At 62.3% G+C, this 19,117-nt stretch carries 17 protein-coding genes, 2 tRNA genes and 1 pseudogene; 13 read left to right on the top strand and 7 right to left on the bottom strand.

The window, feature by feature from the left end:
- Window positions 1-184 precede the first annotated feature (184 nt).
- Together BACI9J_RS17280 and BACI9J_RS17275 are read right to left on the bottom strand one after the other, a co-directional pair.
- Entirely contained in the window at window positions 185-970 is a 786-nt protein-coding gene (locus BACI9J_RS17280) for a VOC family protein (RefSeq protein WP_159735450.1), read from the bottom strand.
- Between the two features lie 187 nt (window positions 971-1,157).
- Window positions 1,158-1,248: transfer RNA gene (locus BACI9J_RS17275), tRNA-Ser, on the bottom strand.
- Window positions 1,249-1,349: 101 nt separating this feature from the next.
- Here BACI9J_RS17275 and BACI9J_RS17270 point away from each other — a divergent pair.
- From BACI9J_RS17270 to BACI9J_RS17235, 8 genes and pseudogenes are all read left to right on the top strand, one after another.
- The gene (locus BACI9J_RS17270) at window positions 1,350-2,333 is read left to right on the top strand and encodes an NAD(P)H-quinone oxidoreductase (RefSeq protein WP_159735449.1); all 984 of its coding nucleotides are present in this window, start codon (window positions 1,350-1,352) and stop codon (window positions 2,331-2,333) included.
- Window positions 2,334-2,375: 42 nt separating this feature from the next.
- The gene (locus tag BACI9J_RS17265; protein ID WP_159735448.1) at window positions 2,376-2,936 is read left to right on the top strand and encodes a PadR family transcriptional regulator; all 561 of its coding nucleotides are present in this window, start codon (window positions 2,376-2,378) and stop codon (window positions 2,934-2,936) included.
- 183 nt (window positions 2,937-3,119) lie between these two features.
- Window positions 3,120-5,390: pseudogene (locus tag BACI9J_RS17260) on the top strand (carbon starvation CstA family protein).
- A gap of 31 nt (window positions 5,391-5,421) precedes the next feature.
- Entirely contained in the window at window positions 5,422-5,613 is a 192-nt protein-coding gene (locus BACI9J_RS17255) for a YbdD/YjiX family protein (protein ID WP_159735447.1), read from the top strand.
- Between the two features lie 91 nt (window positions 5,614-5,704).
- Complete coding sequence (locus BACI9J_RS17250; RefSeq protein WP_159735446.1) at window positions 5,705-6,361, top strand: bacterial proteasome activator family protein; 657 nt, start codon at window positions 5,705-5,707, stop codon at window positions 6,359-6,361.
- 8 nt (window positions 6,362-6,369) lie between these two features.
- The gene (locus BACI9J_RS17245; protein ID WP_159735445.1) at window positions 6,370-6,810 is read left to right on the top strand and encodes a hypothetical protein; all 441 of its coding nucleotides are present in this window, start codon (window positions 6,370-6,372) and stop codon (window positions 6,808-6,810) included.
- A 157-nt stretch (window positions 6,811-6,967) separates the two neighbouring features.
- Window positions 6,968-7,807, top strand: a complete 840-nt coding sequence (locus BACI9J_RS17240) for an aldo/keto reductase (RefSeq protein ID WP_159735444.1) — start codon at window positions 6,968-6,970, stop codon at window positions 7,805-7,807.
- Window positions 7,808-7,954: 147 nt separating this feature from the next.
- Window positions 7,955-8,911, top strand: coding sequence for an AsnC family transcriptional regulator (locus tag BACI9J_RS17235; RefSeq protein WP_159735443.1), 957 nt, complete (start codon window positions 7,955-7,957; stop codon window positions 8,909-8,911).
- Here the strand turns inward: BACI9J_RS17235 and BACI9J_RS17230 are convergent.
- On the bottom strand, window positions 8,892-10,340 hold the full coding sequence (locus BACI9J_RS17230) for an amidase (RefSeq protein ID WP_159735442.1): 1,449 nt from the start codon (window positions 10,338-10,340) through the stop codon (window positions 8,892-8,894). The genes BACI9J_RS17235 and BACI9J_RS17230 overlap by 20 nt on opposite strands.
- 272 nt (window positions 10,341-10,612) lie before the next feature.
- Here BACI9J_RS17230 and BACI9J_RS17225 point away from each other — a divergent pair, with 272 nt between their 5' ends.
- The 4 genes from BACI9J_RS17225 (at window position 10,613) to BACI9J_RS17210 (ending at window position 14,741) form a co-directional block, all read left to right on the top strand.
- Window positions 10,613-11,362 (top strand): DUF5058 family protein, encoded by a 750-nt coding sequence (locus BACI9J_RS17225; RefSeq protein WP_159735441.1) that lies wholly within the window; start codon window positions 10,613-10,615, stop codon window positions 11,360-11,362.
- 63 nt (window positions 11,363-11,425) lie between these two features.
- Window positions 11,426-12,160 carry a hypothetical protein gene (locus BACI9J_RS17220; protein ID WP_159735440.1) on the top strand — a complete coding sequence of 245 codons (735 nt, stop codon included), beginning with the start codon at window positions 11,426-11,428 and terminating at the stop codon, window positions 12,158-12,160.
- Between the two features lie 70 nt (window positions 12,161-12,230).
- A complete protein-coding gene (locus BACI9J_RS17215; protein WP_159735439.1) occupies window positions 12,231-13,460 on the top strand; it encodes an amidohydrolase in 1,230 nt (409 codons plus the stop codon).
- Between the two features lie 72 nt (window positions 13,461-13,532).
- Window positions 13,533-14,741: a DUF6226 family protein gene (locus BACI9J_RS17210; RefSeq protein ID WP_159735438.1), complete on the top strand. Its 1,209-nt coding sequence runs from the start codon at window positions 13,533-13,535 to the stop codon at window positions 14,739-14,741.
- Here the strand turns inward: BACI9J_RS17210 and BACI9J_RS17205 are convergent.
- The 3 genes from BACI9J_RS17205 to BACI9J_RS17195 all read right to left on the bottom strand — a co-directional run bounded on the left by BACI9J_RS17205 (window position 14,710) and on the right by BACI9J_RS17195 (window position 16,467).
- Entirely contained in the window at window positions 14,710-15,972 is a 1,263-nt protein-coding gene (locus tag BACI9J_RS17205) for a type II toxin-antitoxin system HipA family toxin (RefSeq protein ID WP_159735437.1), read from the bottom strand. The two genes, BACI9J_RS17210 and BACI9J_RS17205, sit on opposite strands and share 32 nt — an antisense overlap.
- Window positions 15,969-16,229, bottom strand: coding sequence for a helix-turn-helix transcriptional regulator (locus tag BACI9J_RS17200; RefSeq protein ID WP_159735436.1), 261 nt, complete (start codon window positions 16,227-16,229; stop codon window positions 15,969-15,971). Before BACI9J_RS17200 ends, BACI9J_RS17205 begins: the two co-directional genes overlap by 4 nt.
- 165 nt (window positions 16,230-16,394) lie before the next feature.
- Window positions 16,395-16,467: transfer RNA gene (locus BACI9J_RS17195), tRNA-Thr, on the bottom strand.
- Window positions 16,468-16,686: 219 nt separating this feature from the next.
- On the opposite strand from BACI9J_RS17195, the gene BACI9J_RS17190 reads away from it, so the two are divergent.
- On the top strand, window positions 16,687-17,463 hold the full coding sequence (locus tag BACI9J_RS17190; RefSeq protein ID WP_236558743.1) for an HAD family hydrolase: 777 nt from the start codon (window positions 16,687-16,689) through the stop codon (window positions 17,461-17,463).
- On the opposite strand, the gene BACI9J_RS17185 is transcribed toward BACI9J_RS17190, so the two are convergent.
- A complete protein-coding gene (locus tag BACI9J_RS17185; protein ID WP_159735435.1) occupies window positions 17,460-19,112 on the bottom strand; it encodes an alpha/beta hydrolase in 1,653 nt (550 codons plus the stop codon). The genes BACI9J_RS17190 and BACI9J_RS17185 overlap by 4 nt on opposite strands.
- Between the last annotated feature and the right edge of the window lie 5 nt (window positions 19,113-19,117).

Genomic DNA, 19,117 nt, shown 5'->3' with positions numbered 1-19,117 from the left:
ACTTTCATCAGTGAGCCCCGAGGGGCTCCATGAATTGCGCCCACTCTTTTGTGAAGTGGGCGAGTGCCGGGAAGTTACTCCCGGGTAAAGCTGCCTCGGACCTAGCTGAACACGAACGGATGAATGGAGGGTTGACCGGGGGTCAACAATGAGGGACCGTGCTAAGGCCCGAATAATTGGACGACTAGGAGGTCTGGCCCAAGTCCTGGATGACCTTGAAAACAGCTCCAGTGGGGTCCGACAACGTGGCCAATCGTCCGAAGGGAGTGTCTTCGGCAGGCTGCATGATGGTGGCCCCCAGGGCAGCGGCTTGCTCTACGGTGGCGTCCGTGTCCTTCACCGCGAAATACACACTCCACATGGAGGGAACCTGTTCGGGCAGGAAGCCTGAGGCGTCCATGATGCCTGCCTTGGCGTTATCACCGGAGCCAAGCGTTGTGTACCGGAATTCGGGGGTGTCGCTCATGACCGACGTCTCCCAGCCGAAGACCTTTTCATAGAAGGTGACAGCGGACCCATAGTCCTTCGCAAGGAGTTCATGCCAAGCCGGAGCTCCTGCTTCCGCTGCTACCTCGTAGCCCTTCATTTCACCGAACTGCCACGCTCCAATGGCAGCGCCGGAGGCATCCCCGTACATGGCCATGCTGCCTTGCTCCGGGACCTCCATGGGTTCCAGAAGCACCTGGCCACCGTTGGCGGAAGCGGCCTCTGTGGTTGCCTTGATGTCATCGGTACGCAGGTAAGTGGACCAGAGGTCCGGCATGGCACCCATGTCCGCCTGCTTCTCCATGATGCCCGCTACCATCCGGCCGTCCTTGGAAGCTGTGATGTACCCGCCGTACTTCTCTTGATCTCCGGTTTCGTAGGTCCAACCGAAAAGTGCCGTGTAGAAAGCCTTTGCCTTCTCCGTATCGGAGGTCATGAGGTCGATCCAGCAAGGGGAACCGGGAGTGATGTCAGGCTTGGGCATATGTGAGGCTCCTGTTGTTATGCCGCGGCCAAGGCTGCGGCTGGTGTCTACGGTATGGAGACAGAAAGAACACTATGCGGGGCCTCTGACAGTTTCAATGATCTTCCGGTTGTCAGTTCTCAGTTCCGTAAGCAGCCCCACCGCAGACACAAAAATGCCCCGGGTCCTCAGACCCGGGGCATCCTCTTGGCGGAAGGTAAGGGATTTGAACCCTTGGTACGGGGTTACCGCACACTGGTTTTCAAGACCAGCTCCTTAGGCCGCTCGGACAACCTTCCTCGCCTAGTAGTGTTTCATAGGGAGTTCGCTGTTCCAAAACATCACGTCTTCCAGCGCCTGCCCCGGAGCTGGAAGACAAGCAAGAAACCGGGAGTTCGTCATGAAAGCCGTCTACATCTCAGAGCCGGGCGGGCCCGAAGTCCTCGAAGTCCGGGAGGTCCCTTCTCCGGTGCCCGGCGAGGGCGAGGTCCTGATCGACGTCGTGGCCGCAGGCTTGAACCGTGCCGATGTCCAGCAGCGCAGAGGGTTCTATCCTCCGCCCCCGGGGGCATCGGAAGTACCAGGCCTGGAAGTCTCCGGCCGTATTGCCGCTTTCGGCCCCGGAGTCACCAAAGCGTTCTCCGTGGGAGACAAGGTGGTGGCACTGTTGTCCGGCGGCGGCTACGCCCAACAGGTGGCAGTCCCGGCGGAGCAAGTACTGCGGGTTCCCGAAGGAGTGGACCTCATAACAGCGGCCTCGCTGCCGGAAGTTGCAGCCACTGTGTACTCCAACCTGATCATGACGGCACAGCTGCAACCCGGCGAGACTGTACTCATCCACGGCGCAACCGGCGGTATCGGCACCATGGCCATCCAACTGGCCAAAGCCTATGGTGCGAAGGTGGCAACTACGGCGGGCACGGACGAAAAGGTCGGCACAGCCAAGGCATTCCTCGGCGCCGATATCGCCATCAACTACACCGAAGAAGACTTTGCTGAAAGCCTTAAGGCACACAACGGAGGTAAGGGCGCGGACGTGATCCTCGACGTCGTGGGTGCCAAATACCTTCAAAAGAACATCGATGCGCTCGCCGATTATGGGCGACTCATTGTCATTGGCCTGCAAGGCGGTACAACGGCAGAGATCAACCTGGGGCAACTCCTCAGCAAAAGGGCCGCCGTCATCGGGACGGCGCTGAGGCCGCGGCCGGTCGCCGAAAAGGGAATCATCATGTCCGCGGTCCGCGAGTTCGTCTGGCCCATGCTGACCGACGGCAGGATCCGGCCGCTCGTGGCCAAATCCTTCCCTTTGGAGCAGGTTCGCGAAGCGCATCAGTACTTTGACTCCGGCGAGCATGTGGGCAAGGTCCTCTTGCTCCTCTGATTCACCCCACCACGTGTGTCCGTCACTGCAGCAAGGAGCCACATGTCCATCCGGCACAGCCTGCTGGCCCTGCTCCAGGACCAGCCGCGGTACGGCTATGAGCTGCGTGTCGAATTCGAGGACCGTACCGGTGCCGCATGGCCCTTGAACATCGGCCAGGTTTACACCACCCTGGACAGGCTCGAGCGCGACGGCCTGGTCAGCAAAGACGGTGACGACGGCGGCGGGCACGTCATCTACAGCATCACTGACGCCGGGGCTGAGGAAGTCGAGGCGTGGTTTGCGGGCGCAGTGGACCGCGGTAGTCCTCCGCGGAACGAGATCGCCATCAAGTTGGCGCTGGCAGTCACCCTCCCGGGAGTGGACACTTCTGCCGTGATCCAGTCCCAGCGCGAGGTCTCGGTCAGAGCCCTGCAGGAGCACACACAGACCAGAAAGATGGTCTCGGCCAATCAACGCTCCTCCGATACCGCCTGGCTGCTGGTGCTGGATTCCTTGATTTTCCAGGCCGAAGCAGAAGTTCGCTGGTTGGATCTCTGCGAGGCGCGCATGGTGCAAGGCCTGGCGAACGGTGGAGCGAGCCAAGCGGCTCCCAAGCGGTAGAGCTGACGTCCGGCGCAAGGAAAGGACCGTTCACCGCGTACCTGCAGACGAATGGCGTGTACCGCCCTATCCTGTCCGTGTCGGTTGTTAAGGTGAGGAGAAAATAGCTGACGCAGCGTTTCCCGCCGCAACAGTCGTGGATGCAGCAACGTGAAGCACCGCAGCAGTTCTCAAGGAGGAGATATGGGCAAGATTTCTGACCAAACCGGACTCGCGGAAGGACTGGATCCCACCCTGCCTCCTCCTGCCGTGGAGGACTCCGTGCGTGAAGCTGAGGAAAACCGGTGGACCCCGGCCAAGATCGGTCTTTGGATTGCCATTTCGCTGCTGGGAGCGGTGGCTTGGTTCATGCTGGCGCTGGTGCGCGGCGAAACCGTTAATGCCATCTGGTTCGTTTTCGCGGCTGTTTGCACCTACCTGATCGGCTATCGCTTCTATTCCAAGGTCATTGAGCGTTACCTGCTCAAACCCGATGACCGCCGCGCTACTCCTGCTGAGTACAAAGCTGACGGCAAGGACTACGTCCGCACTGACCGAAATGTGTTGTTCGGCCACCACTTCGCCGCAATCGCCGGCGCCGGACCACTGGTGGGACCCGTTATCGCGGCCCAGATGGGCTACCTTCCAGGCACTATCTGGATCATCATCGGCGTCGTTCTTGCCGGCGCAGTCCAGGACTACCTGGTCATGTTCTTCTCCATGCGCCGCGGCGGCCGTTCACTGGGCCAGATGGCGCGCGAGGAACTCGGCGTGATCGGTGGCACGGCAGCCCTGGTGGCCACGCTGCTCATCATGATCATCATTGTGGCCATCCTTGCCCTGGTAGTGGTCAATGCCCTTGGTGAAAGCCCATGGGGCGTGTTCTCGGTGGGCATGACCATCCCCATCGCGTTGTTCATGGGCGTTTATCTGCGGTTCATCCGGCCGGGCAAAGTGATGGAGGTTTCCATCATCGGCTTCGTGCTCCTGATGGCAGCCATCATTGGCGGCGGGGCTGTTGCCGGTACCGAGTGGGGTGCGGCCTTCTTCCACCTGGACAAGGTCACCATTGCCTGGGGCATCATCATTTACGGGTTCATCGCCGCGATCCTGCCCGTCTGGCTGCTTCTTGCTCCGCGGGACTACCTCTCCACCTTCATGAAGATCGGCGTGATCGTGATGTTGGCGCTCGCCATCATTGTGGTGCGGCCGGAAATTACGGTCCCGGCGTTCAGTGAGTTCGCCAGCCGGGAAAACGGGCCGGTGTTCTCCGGTGCACTGTTCCCGTTCCTGTTCGTTACTATCGCCTGCGGCGCGCTTTCGGGGTTCCATGCCCTCATTTCTTCAGGAACCACGCCCAAGTTGATTGAGAAGGAGCGGCAGACCCGCTTCATCGGGTACGGCGGCATGTTGATGGAGTCCTTCGTGGCCATCATGGCCTTGGTGGCAGCGATCTCGATCGACCGCGGCATCTACTTCGCCATGAACGCGCCCCTCGCCCTTACCGGCGGCACTGTGGAGTCGGCAGCACAATGGGTCAACAGCCTTGGCTTGGCCAACGTGAACATCACCCCGGACGTGCTGGCTCAGACCGCGAAGGACGTGGGTGAGGAAAGCATCATTTCCCGTTCGGGCGGCGCTCCCACTTTGGCTGTCGGTTTGGCTCACATCATGCAGCAGTTCATCGGCGGGCCCGGAATGATGGCTTTCTGGTACCACTTCGCCATCATGTTCGAGGCACTCTTCATCCTCACCGCCGTTGACGCCGGAACCCGTGTTGCACGTTTCATGCTCCAGGACTCCATTGGCAACTTCATTCCCAAGTTCAAGGAAGCCTCATGACGTCCCGGGGCTTGGCTGTGCACAGCCATCATGGTGGCCGCCTGGGGTGCAGTGCTGATCATGGGCGTGACGGATCCGCTGGGCGGAATCAACACCCTGTTCCCGCTGTTCGGCATCGCAAACCAGCTCCTGGCAGCCATTGCATTGGCTGTGTGTATGGCCATAACGGCCAAGCGCGGAGTGTTCAAATGGCTGTGGATCGTGGCAGTTCCGCTGGCTTTTGCAGCCGTGGTAACCATCACTGCCAGCTTCCACAAGATTTTCTCGCCCGTTCCGGCAGTGGGCTACTTCGCCAATAACCAGGCGTTCTCCAAGGCACTCGCTGACGGAAAGACGGAATTTGGTACTGCCAAGACAGTCGCTGCCATGGAAGCCGTGGTCCGTAACACCATGATTCAGGGCGTGCTTTCGGTAATCTTCGTGACCCTGAGCATCATTGTGATCATCGCGGCCCTCCTGGCAACCATCAAGGCGATCCGTGCAGGCGGCGGCCGGGACCATGAAGACCCGGCTGTTCCTTCCAAGGTATTTGCACCGGCAGGGCTGTTCCCCACGGCTGCCGAGAAGAAGTTGCTCGCAGAATGGAACGCCCTGCCCGCGGAGAAACGGACCCAGAAGGCCGGCCATCACTGATGCAGTCCTCGGCTGATGAAGGAGATAGCTGATGAACACGGTAGTTAGGGGTCTTCGGGGCTTTGCCACTTACATGGGCTCGCTCATGGGTGCTGATGCCTACCGGAAGTACCTTGAGCACTTCGAAGCCAGCGGCCATTCCGGTCCGGCCATGACTGAACGTGAGTTCTGGCGGGACCGGATGGACCGGCAGGACAGCAACCCCCAGGGCAGGTGCTGCTGAGGTAGGGGACGGCACTAAGTTTCGCTACGAACGAAGTCCAAAATCAGGGCTTGGACAGGGGTTCGCGTGAAGCACGTGAGAGTATGAACGGATGAGCGATCTGAACAACATTCAGCCCTCGGATGAGGCTTCGGACGACACCCCTTCGGACGACACCCCGGTGGAGGGAACCACGCTGGACGAGGGCCTTGAGAAGCCCGCGGGACAGCAGCCTCTTGCGGAAGACGTGGCCAAGGATGCCAAACCCAAAGGTAACCTTCACGAACTCGTTGATGAGCCGGCCAAGGTGATGAGGATCGGCACCATGGTGAGGCAGCTCCTTGAAGAGGTGAAGTCCGCACCACTGGATGACGCTGCCCGCGGCCGCCTTGCTGAAATTCACGAGAGGTCCATTAAGGAACTCGAGGATGGGCTGGCTCCTGAGCTCATTGAGGAGTTGGAACGGATCAGCTTGCCTTTCCCTGATGAGAAAGCGCCCTCCGACGCGGAGCTTCGCATTGCGCAGGCACAACTCGTTGGCTGGTTGGAGGGTCTGTTCCATGGCATTCAGGCTGCGATCGCTGCGCAGCAGGCCGCCAAGGAACACGCTGCCGCTCAGATGCAACTCCGTCAGCTCCCGCCGGGAACTGTTATTGCACCGGGCATCGTCATTGGCGAGAACGGCCAGCCGCAGCGGGCGGCTGCACCCGGCGCTGCCTCCCAGGGCCGCAGGGAAGACCCCGACCACGGCCCGGGTCAGTACCTCTGAGTTCGCAGGTGGGTTTCTTTGGGGCCGTCCGACAAGGGCGGAAGGACGATCTGGAGCTTGGCAAGGGGCTGTGGCGCCGTGCCCACGACCGTTTTCACCGGGGACTGGACCGGTACCACCAGGTCCTTGAAGGCGTTGATGATGAGCAGCTTTACAACGAGCTGGTAGAGATAGCCAATGAGCTGGCCGAATTGTCGGCACGGGTGAGGACCATCTGCGTCGAGGCACAGAAGAGGTCTCCGAGTGACGGACTTGATGTTCCGGGAGCACTTGCCGGCGTTCATCGTGCCCTGTCCAAAGCCGGAAATTCCCTGGCCACAACGGCAGAAGCGGCGGCCATGTTGAGGTTGGCGGTGGGACCCGTTCCCGTTGGTGCGTTGTCAGTCCGGCGCAGGGCAGAATCGGTGTTCGAGCAAGTTGCTGACGCGGAGCGCCAACTCAGCCAGTGAGCCGCCCGTTCGCATGCCTGAGTCGCCCCCTCATAAAGGAGGGCGTGCGCAACTACCGGCGTACGCCCTTATTCCTTGCATGCAAGAAGTTAAGCGCATAGCTGATCTGCGTAATAATGGACGCTTTTGCGGGCCTCGTGGTGGCAGGATGGCAGACATGACTTCGTCACCAACACTTACTTTCAACGACGGCAACACCATCCCCCAGCTCGGCTACGGGGTGTGGCAAGTTGAAGACGATGTAGCCGAAAAGGTAGTGCGCCAGGCGTTCGATGCCGGATTCCGCCACATCGATACCGCCAAGATCTACGGCAACGAGGCAGGCGTCGGCCGTGCCATCGCTTCTTCCGGCCTGTCCGCGGAGGAAATCTTCATCACCACCAAGCTGTGGAACGCAGACCAGGGTTACGAATCCACGCTCGCAGCCTTCGAGGAATCCATGGACCGTCTCGGCCTGGAGACCCTGGACCTTTACTTGATTCACTGGCCGCAGCCCAAGCAGGAAAAATACGTTGACACCTGGAAGGCCCTCATCGAGCTCAAGAAGCGCGGCCGGGTCAAGTCCATCGGTGTTTCCAACTTCACCAAGGAAGGCCTGCAGCACATCATCGACGAGACCGGCGTTGTGCCGGCCATCAACCAGGTGGAGCTGCACCCCTTCTTCAACCAGGCTGACCTCCGCGAATTCAACGCTTCCAAGGGCGTCCTCACGCAGGCCTGGTCCCCGCTGGGCCAGGGTGGAGAGCTGCTGGAGAGCGCAACCGTGGCTGAAATTGCCGCGAAGCATGACGCCACCCCGGCTCAGGTCATCATCGCCTGGCACCTGGCAATCGGCAACGTGGTGATCCCCAAGTCCGTCACCGAGTCCCGTATCCAGGAGAACTTCGCGGCGCTCAGCGTCGCGCTGGACGCCACCGACGTCCAGGCCATCAACGGCTTGGACCGCGGCGCCGAAGGCCGCATTGGCCCGGACCCGGCAGTCTCCGACTTCGCCTAGATCCGAATCCCTAAACTGCAAGTGCCCCGTCCCCTCAATTGGGGGCGGGGCACCTGCCGTTAAGGCCCGACGACGCCGCTCGTGTTCGCGGCATAGCGTCGCCGGAGTCCGTGGTGAAATTGAGCGACGCACACGGACGGAGTTGGCATGGTGGTGTTTGACGCATTGGAGCGGCAGATTGTTGCTGCCCTGCAACTGGATCCGCGTTGCCCGTGGCGGAAAATGGCCGCCGTCTTGGGAGAAGCGGAACGAACTGTTGCCCGCCGGGGATCGCAGTTGCTGGAATCCGGGGCAGTGGCTGTGGTGGGAATCCGCCCTAAAGCCTCGGTGGTACTGGTGGAAATGCGGTGCATGCCCGGGACGGTTCGTGCCGCAGTCCACGCGCTTTCACAACGCTCCGATACCACTTTCGTCTACACCACCACGGGTACCGGTGACTGTGTGGCAGAGGTGCTCACAGAACCGTCGCGCATGGGGGAGGTCTTGTCCGATGAGTTGCCGGCCACCATTGGTTTGCGTGATTCCACCAGTTATCCCGTTCTTCGGTACTTCCGGACCATCCGTGGTTGGCGGCCGGAAATTCTCTCCGCAGACAAGGCCGAAGCACTCCGCTCAACGTTCACCCAGGATTCCGGTGCCTTGGTGCCGCGACAGGATTTGAGCCGCCAGGACAACGAGCTGGTGGACGCGCTGTGTGCCGATGGTCGGATGAGTTTTGAAGCCTTGGGTCGCAGGGTTGGCGTTTCGGAGGCGACAGCCCGTCGCCGCAGCGAATGGTTGCTGACCAATAACCAGGTCCACTTGAGGGCAATCGTTGAGCCGGCATCCTTTGGCCTTGGCGTTGAAGCGCTTCTCTGGATCCGCGCTTCGCCGCAGCACGTGGAACATGTTGGAAAGAGCCTCGCTGAGCTTCCCACGGTCCGATATGCTGCGGCGATCGCCGGAAATTACCAGATCATGGCTGATGTGACCGTAGAGGACATGGCAGGCCTCTACCGCTTCATTACTACCTCCGAATGGGCACAGGACGCCGCCGGCGTGGACGTTTCCATCCTTCTCGATGCGAGAAAGCGTGGCGGCAGGATCATGCGCTTACCGTCGTAAGGGGCCTCCGGCCTGCTGCGATAACCGGGGCGACGGCGGCGTACCGGGTTTGCTGCTCGAAGGCGTGGCCATACCTGAGCAGCTGCATATCCGTGTAATGATTCCCCGCGAGCTGCAGGCCGATGGGTAGCCCGGCCGAGCTGAAGCCCGCCGGAACGCTGAGCACGGGCAGGCCGGTTGCAGACAGGAGGCAGGCGGATCGCATCCAGTCCAGGTATGTTTGCGAGGCCGTTCCGGCAATGTCTGCCGGGTACCTCAGCGTGGCGTCAAAGGGGAGGACCTGGGCGCAGGGGCTGGCGAAGAGATCGAACCGTCCAAAGAAGTCCTGCACGCTCAATTCGAGCCGCGTCCGGGCAGCCGCGGTCTCAATGACATCCCGCGCCGTCAGGGCAAACCCCTTCTCCACATTCCAGTGGACTTCCGGCTTGATAACGTCACCGGCACGCTCCAGGATCGGCCCAAGGCCTGCCGCGAAGTCAAGGGCCCGGGTGTTGCCGAACACCAAGTCTGCTTCGCTGAAGTCCGGGGTTGCCTCTTCGACGATCGCGCCGAGGTCTTCGAAGACGGCCAGCTGCCGCTCAAGATGATCCGCTATCTCCGGGTCCACCGGCACCCCAATGCCGAAGTCTCGGGACCAGCCGATCCGCACTCCGCGCATGTCCGTCCTTAGGCTGGATCGGAAGACTTCGGGGTCCAGGCCGGAGGGGTAGGGGACGCGTGGATCACTGCCCGCGGTCACGGACATGAACAAGGCGATGTCCTCCACGCTTCGGGCCATCGGGCCGGTTCTTCCCAGCCACGCATAGGCGTTGACGTCGGAGGGCATGGGGATCACCGCCGTCGACGGCCTGAAGCCCACCACATTGCAGAAGGAGGCCGGGATGCGGAGCGATCCGCCCATGTCGCTGCCGTCGCCGATGCTCTGGATGCGGGATGCCACCACTGCCGCCACCCCGCCGCTGCTCCCGCCGGCGCTCAGGGTGGGCGCGTAGGGGTTGGTGGTGGTTCCGAAGAGGTCGTTGAACGTGTGGGAGCCGGCGCCGAACTCGGGAACATTGGATTTTCCTGTGCTGATGACTCCGGCCGCCTTCAAGCGCGCGATGATGAGGTCGTCGGCGTCGGGAACAAAGTCACGCAAGGCGAGCGAGCCTTGGGTGGTGCGCATCCCGGCTGTGTTGTTGGTGTCCTTGTGGGTCATGGGAACGCCGTGGAGGGGCGGCAGTTCCGTTCCGGAGGCCGTGAGCTGATCGGCGCGGTGTGCCAAAGCGTGGGCACCTTCTGCCTCGAGGGTCACTACGGCGTTGACCACCGGATTTATCTCGGAGATCCGTGCCAGGTGGTCGGCCAAAGCCTCACGAGCCGAGACCTTCTTGTTGCGGATGGCTGCGGAAAGTTCGACGGCGGACAGCTCGCCAAGGTTGTCAGGCATGGTGCTCCTTTGCTGGATTGCTACTGCCTGAAAGTGTGCCGGGTCACATTGACCGGGGGGAAGCCCTGAATCAACCAATGGCAAGCTTTGAATGATTCGGCCACAGGAAAGGCTGATTTCGTCAGCTATTGTGTGTGATCCGGCTCATAGCAGAAGGTGTTGGTAACCCATTGGCCGATCTGGTTGATAGTTAAGGATTTGCCCCACAGCACCGCATCCGCACAACGTGGTCCGGATGCGGAATTGCGGAGGGGCCAACACCGGAGGTTCCCATGCACCAACCCCTGGCTCTTCAACCGCTCGCCCCCACTGAATCAACCGACATCATGGCTATCGCCAACAACCCCGTTCTGTGGATCTGTGTGGCCGGCGTCTTCGGCGTGATCATCATCCAGTCCTTGATCTTCATGAAGGCGGCCAGGCGGGCCGCCCCATCGGTGGACATGAGCGCGCAGGACATCAAGACCTCGTTCCGCTCGGGCGCAGTCTCTGCGATCGGTCCCTCCCTGGCGGTGTCGCTGGTGGCCATCGCGCTGCTGGGTCTCTTCGGGGCGCCGGCCGTGTTGTCAAGGATCGGCCTGATCGGTTCGGCTGCCTACGACGTTTCGGCCGCCGGCATCGCAGCAGGTTCCATGGGCGCCAAGCTGGGTGATGCCAGCTACACACAGAGTGTCTTCGCCGTCGCGTTCTTCGCCATGAGCATCGGCGGAGCAATGTGGATGCTCGCCACCCTCATTCTGACTCCGCTGCTCCGCAAGGGTGACGCCAAGATCCGCTCCGTGAATCCTGCCGCCATGGCGATCGTCCCCGCGGCGGCGCTGATCGGTGCCTTCTCCTGCCTGGGACTTACTGAACTGCCAAAATCGGGAATCCACGTGTTGTCCTTCGTCGTTTCCGCAGCGGTCATGGGCACGTGCCTATTGCTTGCCAAGAAACTGGGCAAAAGCTGGTTGCGTGAATGGGGGCTCGGAATCTCGATCGTCATTGGCCTCAGTGCCGCCTACCTGGCCGTCGGCGCCTAAGCCGCGCTGTCCTAAGCCGCCTACCGACGTCGTCATCCCCTGAGCCCGAAAGGAACACCCTTCATGTCTTCCATCACTTCCGCCCCAGCCACCAACAACACCGCAATGGCTGACTTCAGCCGCACCACGTCCCGCTGGGGCCAGATCACCATGATCGCCGGCCTCCTGATTTCCGTGGCGGGTCCGCTGTACCTGGTTTTCGCCACCGGACTGGATATTGCGCCCGCCCAGCTGTGGATCGCCTTCGCCGCAGTGGCCGCAACGTTCGGCATCATCTGGATCGTGGAACCGCTCACGTACTATCCCATCCTGGGGCCCGCCGCGATGTACCAGGCGTTCATGATAGGCAACATCTCCAACAAACTCCTTCCAGCGGCACTGATCGCCCAAACCAATATCGGCGCAAAGCCGGGCAGCAAGCGGGCCGAACTTGCCGCCGTCGTTGCTATCTGTGGTGCAGCGGTAGTCCACCTGACCTCCCTGGCGATCTTCGTCGGCCTCCTGGGCAGCTGGCTGATCAGCGTCATTCCGCCGTCCGTACTGCTCGTCACCCGGCTCTATGTGCTGCCCACCGTTCTGGGAGCCGTACTGGTGCAGGCAATCGTGTCCATGAAGCAGCCCCGCACCACCGTGTTCGCGCTGCTGGTCTCGGCCGTCGTCGTCTTCGTGGTGCTGCCGCTGGTGCCCTCGCTCGCCATGGTGTCCACCGCCATCGCCGTGCTGGGCACCATCCTGTTGGCGTGGTTCTTCCGCGGAAAGACCTCCGTAACTGAAGCGAAGCCCATCCACATCGAGTAGCAACGCCCTTCGATCCTCACCAAGCCGAAGCCCCTCCACAGCGCCCGCAACCACCAGGAAGACAGGACCCATGACGTCAACAGCCACAGCCCTTGCCCTTGATTCACAGCAGACCGCCAAACTTCACTCTTTGTACCGGCACCTGCACGCACATCCGGAACTGTCCATGCAGGAGTTCGCCACGGCCACGCTGATCGAGGAACAACTGGACGGCCTGGGCATTGAGCATTTCCGCTGTGGTGGCACAGGGGTGGTGGGTCTCCTGCGAAACGGTGCCGGTCCCGTGGTGGCCTTCCGGGCCGATTCCGATGGCCTGCCCATTGAGGAAGCCACCGGGTTGGACTACGCCAGCACGGACACGGCCATACTTCCTGATGGCACCACGGTTCCGGTGATGCACGGCTGTGGGCACGATACCCACGTTGCCAGCCTGCTGGGTGCCGCTGAAGTGCTCGCCGGTAGCCGGGACGCTTGGGCCGGGACTCTGGTGCTGATCTTCCAGCCTGGCGAGGAGACTGCCGCGGGTGCGCTGGCCATGCTCGACGACGGACTATGGGACAAGGCACCTCGGCCTGAGGTGGTCTTCGGGCAGCATGTCATGCCCCGGCAGGTAGGTACCGTTGCGATTTCCAGCGGGCCGGTGGCTGCGATGGCTGATTCGCTAAGGGTCACCGTCCATGGCCAACAGTCGCACGGTTCACAGCCGCAGGATTCCATTGATCCCATCGTCATGGCCGCGCACATGGTCACCCGGCTGCAGGGCATCGTGTCCCGCGAGCTGGATCCGCGGAAGTCCGCCGTCGTCACCGTTGGGACGTTCCATGCGGGCCTCAAAGAGAACATCATCCCTGCCTCGGCCGAGTTCACCCTCAATATCCGAACCTTCGACGAGGACGTCCGCGGCCAGGTCCTCGCCGCTGTTCGGCGCATCATCGAGGCCGAATCTGCCGCGTCGGGGGCGCCGGGGCCGGATATCGAGGAGATGTACCGCTTCCCGCAGTGCTTCAACGATCCCGACGCCGTCCCTCCCGTTATTGAGGCACTGCGGCTTGCGCTTGGCCCCGAGGCTGTGGAAATCACGCCTCCGATGATGGGCAGTGAGGACTTCGGGCACCTGGGTACCGCAATCGGAGTGCCGTCGGTGTTCTGGATGTTCGGCGGCACACCCAAGGCCGGACATCAAGGACCTGGTCCCATCCCCGTCAACCACTCGCCGTTCTTCGCACCCGAGCTGGAAGGTTCGCTGGCCGGGGGAGTCTCTGCCGCCGTCGCAGTGTTGATGTCCCGGCTGGGCCACTGACTCCCGCGTTCCAGCGTTCCCGCGTTCCAAGGCCCAGGCCCAAACAGACCCTGCCCGCCCTAGGATGGGCTCATGGGGGACATTGAAGATCTTTTTGACGGGCCTGCATCAGGATTGCCGGCACCGCTTTGGAACAAAGCTGTACTGAGCCGACGGACGGCCCAATACAGGCCAGCGGCGGTGGAAGGGGCCTCGGTCAAGCATCTCGCCGGGTACGCGCCCTTCGTAGTGTTCTGCGAAAGCAAGGGAGTTTCCGCTGGGCAGCTCGCCCCGGACCTGAGCGCGTTGTTGACCTTTGTGCGCACCAACATCGGCGACCTCTCGGCTGAGCCCGGGTTGAGTGAGGCCGCCACCATTTTTGTTGGGAACGTCATTGCGGCCATGCGCCCGGAAGCGCACTGGAGGGTGATGCCGGACGGATCCCGTGAAGTAGGGGACCGCAGCATGATGATTACGGCGGACCGCTTGATTGAGGGACTGAAGGAGGCCGACGACGGGATGGTGGCCGGGCTCCTCACGCACCTCATGGAGTGGGCAGCTGACGATCCGGACGGTCCCGCGTTACCGGAGTTGCGGCCGGTCCCCAGCGGGCAAGCCCGTGAACCTTTTGTACGGCCGGAGCTGCCATCACGTGAGTATCGCAGTGCTGACGGCAAAGTGATTGAGTACGGGAACCGATGGGGCGCAGATAGCCCACCCGAGGACTCCTACAGCGTGGAAACTCACGCGGAACGATTCGAAGGGCTCCACCAGGTGGCCCGGGCTTTGATCGAGTACCTGGAGAGAGCGTACGACGTCGAGGTGAGCTGGGATCCGGCCCACGCGGCGGACGTGTCCATGAACACCGACGAGGTGATCGACGTCGCGCGTCTGACACCTCGGGACCCGCTCGCCGCACCGCTGACTTTGGTGATGACCGGTTCCCCGGGGGTGGTGGTCCACGCCGGTGCGCTGCACGACTTTCCGTTCCCTATCTGCGGTTGCGACGCTTGTGACGAGACCGTTGAGAGCGAAGCGTCCCGCATGGAGGAGCTGGTCCTTGGTGTTGCAGCAGGCGGTTACGGCGAACGCTACCCCGTGGGCCGGAAGAAGTGGGCGGAGTACGCGCTCTTCGCCGCAGACGGATCCGGCAACCGCAGCGGTGCGGGTCCTTGGTCGGCCACACCGGATCGGCTGGCCGCCGCTGAAGAGCGACTCCACGCCGTCCCGGATGGGTGGAGCGCGTGGCCACTTAAGAGGAGCGGGACGTCTACTGGTGTTTCGGGGCCAGGACCCGCCTAGCTGTTCCGCCGTTGATCAGGTCCTGAGCGCGGACCGCGATGAGCTCGGACAGGAAGCCGAGGGACTCAGGTGGCGTTGTTTCCGCCGCCGCTGCTGCCACCCTCTCCAGTGTTGAAGCCGCTGTCTGCCGGGCATCGTCGTCGTCCATGCCCCAGGCTGCCCCTTCGGCGACCAGATGTTCCAAGGTGATGTAGCCCAGCCGGATCTGGCCGCTGACGGCGTGCCCGGCAAGGCCACTGGGCTGGTACAGCAGCAGGGTGGGCGCAGTGTCATAGAGCGGAGCCAGCAGCACTTCTCCACCGTCGCGCAGAGTGAGGGAGTAGTTCTTGGAGTGTGCATCGCCGTTGCCGATCAGCAGGTTGAACGTCACGGCGCGCAACAGGTCACGGCGAAACGCGGCCTCATCGCGGGTGTGCGGCGCCGCGGCGTTGACCAGCCGGGTCAGGCGCGAGGGCGGTGCGGTGGTGCCTTCGTGTTTCGCTTCACTGGCCAGGGCCAGGGCCTGGGTGAAGTCTTCCTGGTGCAGCCGGCTGCCCTCACCTGTGCGGTCGAAGCGCTCCACGATGATGGCCCGACGGGATCCGAAGCTTTCCAGATGGGCTTTGGCCGCGGGAAGCCCTGCCGCGGCTGCTGTCCGCAAAGCCCAGTCCTCGGCGGGGAGCAGCTCCGGGATGGTGGACTCGAGTGGTTCGGGCTTGATGATGTGGGTCGACACTGAACCACGGCCTGGCCACGCCCAGCCGTCGCCATGTTGGGACAGCAGCACCTTGGACTGGACGCCGCCCAAGGACGCAGTGACCAGGAAATTCTCCGGCAGGTCCCACGTAGGCAGGGATTCGACCACGTTGATGACCTCCTCTGCGGTCATGGGCGCTGCAGTGCCCTCCCGCGCGGGGGGTTCCCCTGGCGGCAGGACTTGGACGGCCCCGGCGCAGTCGGCGCCCAGGACGCGGAGCAGCCCAAAGGCGTCCGGGACGGTGACACCATGTTCTTTGGCCAGGTTGGAACGGACCTGGCCTTCGGGCAGGAGACCGTCAAAGAAGTTGTAGACTTCCACCCCGTCCAAGCGCTTTCTGGTCAGCGGCAGGGACAGTGATAGCAGGATGGACCCGGCACCGTAGGCGGCCAGCACCTGCGGGGCGTACTGGAAGGACAGCTTGAGGCCGTTGCCGCGCAGCTCACCGATTCGGTCCCCGCGCAGGTACACATCAAGGGTCTTGCGGGGGCTCATGGCCGCACCTGCAGCTTCGAAAAGCGCGGTACCAGGGCCACGTCGCGGCCCACGGCCCTGATGGCTTGCATAGCCACGACCATGGAGACTGCTTCGCCGGCTTCAAGGCGCACGATGGTCCCGCGGGTGACGCCCAGTTTCACGGCAAGCTCGTGCTGGGTGAGCGCGGCCTCTTTGCGTGCCTCGGCGATGGACCGCCCCAGGGAGGCGGCGTCGACAGCCCGGTAAAACGGTGTCAGCTCATCGGAATGTTCCATATATCGATCATAAGACTCAAAACTCCAAATGTCCTATATCTTGAACATTTCAATGACTTGGGCAAATGTTCGATATCTCCATCATCAGGCACGGACGGCTCTTTCTTGGACTTCGGCAAACGAAAAGCCCCGCCGGTTCAACGAGCCAGCGGGGCTTTTTCTCTGAGCTTCCTATCAGAATCGAACTGATGACCTTTTCATTACGAGTGAAACGCTCTACCGACTGAGCTAAGGAAGCACCGCGTTCATCACCGGTTTCCCGGGCGATCACGCAAGACATAACTGTAATAGAGGCACCGTACCCGGGTCAAAACGAGGGCGGCGGCGGCCGTTGCGGGGATGTTCACCCGGGCGTCGGACCCGGTTCAGGCGGTGGTTTCCCGGTGGCCGGAAGCTGGGGAATCAACTGTGGCGAGGTACTACACCCGCCACCCATACGCGCCGAAGGAGCCGCTCCATGACGGGGGACGCAATGAACGTAAATGCCATGAACGGTGACGCATTGACGGGGCACGCACTAACCAAGGACGCCAGCCATACACCGAACAGGCTTCGCCTTGCTGTGGTGGACATGGTGGGCACCACCATTACGGATGACGGCCGCACCGAGCGGGCAGTTTCCCGGGCCCTGGTGGAACACGGCGTAGACCCGGGCAGCACCCGGTTTGAGAGCATGCTTGGCTACGCCCGCGACACCATGGGCTTCTCCAAGATGACTGTCTTCAGCCACCTTTTCGAGGATCAGGCCGTGGCCGAAAGCGCCAATAAGGTTTTCGAAAACACCTATGACGAGCTCATTGAAGACGGGGGTGTCCGTGCCATCCCCGGAGCGGAGGAGGCCATCCTGTGGATGCGTGAATCCGGCATGCAAATTTGCCTGGCCACGGGCTTCGGCCGTCATACCCAAAACATGGTGCTGGAATCGCTCGGGTGGATGGGCCTGGCGGACCTAAGCCTGTGCCCGGCCGATGCCGGACGGGGACGGCCTTACCCGGACATGATCCTGACTGCCGTTCTCGCCCTGGACCTCGACGACGTACGGGAGGTGGCAGTGGTGGGTGACACCAGCTCGGACATGCTTTCGGGCGTCCGTTCCGGAGCGTCCCTCGTGGCGGGAGTCCTTACCGGTTCCCATTCCGAGGCGACGTTACGCTCGGCCGGAGCCACCGTCGTCGTGGATTCCATCAAGCAGCTCCCGCTTCTGGTGGAGAAGCACGAAGCCAGGCGCCTTTAGCACTTGAGACCGTCCTGCGGCACTTTGCCATCAACAAAGTAGTCGTCGACGGCGGTGCTGACGCACGAGTTCGCGCGGCCGTAGGCTGTGTGCCCCTCGCCTTCCCACGTGACGAGGGAGGCGTTCTCCAACTGTTTACGGAGCGATTGGGACCACTGGAGGGGAGTCGCCGGGTCCCCGGTGGTGCCCACCACCACAATGGGGGCCGAACCGTTGTATTTCACCGGTGCCGGGGTGCGTTTGCTCGGGTAGGGCCAGTCTTTGCAGGTGACGCCGCCATAGGCAAAGAACGCGCCGAAGGTGGGGGATTCCTGCATGAGGCGGACTTCCTCGGCCCGCATCTCTGCGGTGTCTGTGACCATGGGGTAGTCCAGGCAGTTGATGGCCTGGAACGCGAAGGCGGAGTTGGAGCTGTAGGTGCCGTTAGGTTCGCGGTCGGCGCCAAGATCGGCCAACCGCATCATCTGGGACACATCACCGGAGAAGGCGCTGTCCAGCGCTTGGGTCAGGGCCGGCCAGCTTTGGTCGTTGTAGAGGGGCAGGATGAGGCCGTTGACGAAGTCGTTTGCGGTAACCAGCCTGCCGTCCTTGGCCGTCTGGGGGTTCTGGTCCACGGCGGTAATGAGATCCCTGATCTCCTGGACACCGTTATCCGTGGAGCCACTCAGGGGGCATTGTTGTTGCCGTTGGCAGCTGGCCACGTAGGTGTGCAGGGCTTTTTCGAACGCAACCGCTTGGCCCGCCGTCAGTTCTTCGTTGCTGATGGCAGGGTCCACGGCGCCGTCAAGTACCACCCGGCCTACATTGTCCGGGAAGAGCGAAGCATAGGTGGAACCCAGGAACGTGCCGTAGGAGAAGCCCAGGTAATTGAGCTTGGCATCGTTGGACACCGCGCGCAGGACGTCCAGATCCTTCGCTGCGCTCACAGTGTCGATTTGCCCCAGAACATCACCGGTTTGTTGGGCGCACTGATCCGCGAATGACTTATTGAAGGCAAGGGCGGCAGCCAATCCCTCGTCAGTGTTCTTGCGGAACACTTTTTCGCGGGCGGCGTCACGTTCGGCGTCGGTCATGCAGGTGACCGGAGCGGAGCGACCTACACCCCTGGGATCAAAACCGACAACATCGTAGTTGGCACGCAGCTTCTCGGTGAAGTGGGTGTTGCCGGCGTCCTTGACGAAGTCCACGCCGGAACCACCTGGTCCGCCGGGGTTTACCAGGATGGACCCTTGCTTGTTGCCGGTGCTGGGCAACTTGATCACGGAAAGCGTGATGTCCCCGGCCGCCGGATTGGCGTAGTCCTTGGGCACTTGGACTTTGCCGCAGTGGAAGCCGTCCTCACACGAGGTCCACTCCACCGGCTGCGAGTAGTACTTCTCCAGGCCCTCAGGAGCTGAAGCAGCTATGGACGGATCCACCGTGCTGGTGGAGGGCTTGGCTGTTGGAGCCGGCAGGAACGGCACGGTGCACGCGCTCAGGACCAGCATGGACGCAAGCGCAACGCATATCGCCGCAAACCCACGGCGAGGCTTGCCGCCTGCAAAACTGCGCCCTCCTGCACCCGGGTTCGCCGAACCACCGCCCGCAGCAACCTGGGCAGACCGGTCCCGTGGAGGGGCACCGGCGGACCGGCGGTGTGCGGACTTCATGCATT

Origin of the sequence: Arthrobacter sp. 9V, from assembly GCF_902506065.1 — a bacterium.
Taxonomy (GTDB): Bacteria; Actinomycetota; Actinomycetes; order Actinomycetales; family Micrococcaceae; genus Arthrobacter.
The sequence above is the reverse complement of the archived record's forward strand: the minus strand, read 5'-3'. Positions and strand labels throughout refer to the sequence as shown.